The following is a 1948-nucleotide window of genomic DNA, read 5'->3' on the forward strand; positions in this document are numbered from 1 at the left end:
GAAGATGGGAGGCCGGGGGACGCCATGGCGAGGGTGTTTCTAGCCGTCCGGCCCCCGGGAGGCGAGTGCATATTCAGGACGCTGTCCCCCTTGCTGGAGCACCCTTCCGGCGTCTCTCTCCGCCCCCCGGTGACCTCATGCACGAGGCGACCCGGCCACACGAAGTGTGAAGGGGGTAGGCTCGCGGCGATCGCTGCGCCCTCTCCTTCCCGCGAGGCACGCCATGGAGCTCGACCCCCTGAATCCGGCAAGCCTGTCCCCGGGGACGCGGGTGGGGCCGTGGCGCGTGATGGACCGGCGCGGATGGGGAGCCTACGGCGCCGTCTATCGCGCCTTCCATGTGGAGGGGAACTCCGGGCCTGTCGCCCTCAAGCTGGCGCTGCACGCTGGAGACGAGCGCTTCGCGCGTGAGGTGGAGCTGCTCTCCCGGCTCCGTCACCCGAGCATCCCCCGCCTCGTGGACCATGGCCACTGGCGCGCCTCGGGCCTCCCCTACCCCTATCTCGCCATGCAGTGGGTGGAGGGCGTCTCACTTTACGAGTGGGCTCGGGTGCGACGACCGAGTTCGCGGCAGGTGCTCCACGTCCTCGCCAGCCTCGCGCGCGCCCTGGAAGCGGTCCATGCCGCGGGCGGCGTCCACCGGGACGTGAAGGGAGACAACGTGCTGGTGAGCGCCGCGGACGGACAGGTGTTCTTGACCGACTTCGGCTCCGGGCATTACGTGGGCGCCGCCACGCTGACGTCGCCGCCGTTTCCTCCTGGCACGCTGCCCTATCGCTCGCCGGAGGCGTGGCGCTCCATGCGATTGCCGCTCGACAAGGCGGCCACGCCCTACGCGCCCGGCCCGGCGGATGATGTCTTCGCCCTGGGAATCACAGCGTACCGGCTCGTGACTGGCGAGTACCCTCCCCCAACGGTCCCAACGCACGAGGAGTCCGAGGTCTGGAGACTGGAGGGCACGGGCCCTCGGCCTCCACGCGGCGTCAACGTCCGCTGCTGCGAGGAATTGAGTGGGCTCGTATCGCGAATGCTCTCGGTGCGCCCCGAGGCGCGAGGCAGCGCGAGCGAGCTTGCGGAGGCGCTGGAGCGGGCGGCGAGGAACGCGGGGCCTGAAGCAGATGTGCCGCTCTTCGCACGAGAGGACTTCGAGTCCGTGGAGGAACGGTTCATCCCTCGACGTGCCCCACTTCGGGTGCCCCGGAATCACGGGTGGTCACGGCTCGCGGCGGCGGGGCTGGGAGGAGCCGTGGCGCTGAGTACCGTGTGGATGCTGAGCCTGCGCCCCGGCCAACAGGTCCACGCGCCGGTGCTCGAGGAGGCGAAGGATGGTGGCACCGTGGCCGTCGGAGACGCCGCACTGACGGCGCCGGTGCCGCTCACCCGGGCTCCGTCCGCGTGGTCGACCATCGCCGTGGATCTGCCCACCACCCCACTGCCGAGCCAGATACGGCCAGATGCCGCGGGACGCTGTCCCAGCAGGGCACAGGTTGCCCTCAATGGTGGATGCTGGGTGAAGCTGGCCGTGCCCCTGAAGGACTGTGACGCGAGCGTTAACTATTACGTCCACAACGGCGCGTGTTACGGCCCCGTCTTCCGGCCAGGGCGCCCTCCCACCTCGGGTCCCACGGGGAACTCAGGCGACAACGCCCATCATCCATGAGTCCCTCTGCGCTCGAAGCCGCCGTGGCGGAGAGCACGCAAGCGCGCGCGGCACGAGAGCCGAGAGCCCTGGTAGCTGCCGTGCGCACTGGTACTGGGCACGCGCACCCTTCGGAACCGCTTCACCCGAGAGCCGTGATGCGCGCGTCTCATCTGCGCCTGTCCCCCTTCAGGAATGTCGGTTCAGGGCGTGACGTCGCAGCTCCCTCCAGAGGAGGCGGAGTCCCCGCGCCTTCCGTTTCGGCGCCTTCAGTGCCAGCGCCCCCTGGCGGAGGCGTTCGCCCGCCTC

Annotated in this window: 1 protein-coding gene; it reads left to right on the plus strand. The window is 70.1% G+C overall.

The annotated features are described in order from the left end of the window. The first annotated feature begins 223 nt into the window (after positions 1-223). Positions 224-1660: a serine/threonine protein kinase gene (locus HG543_RS53365; protein ID WP_169352634.1), complete on the plus strand. Its 1437-nt coding sequence runs from the start codon at positions 224-226 to the stop codon at positions 1658-1660. Positions 1661-1948 lie beyond the last annotated feature (288 nt).

The organism is Pyxidicoccus fallax (assembly GCF_012933655.1).
GTDB classification, from domain to species: domain Bacteria; phylum Myxococcota; class Myxococcia; order Myxococcales; family Myxococcaceae; genus Myxococcus; species Myxococcus fallax.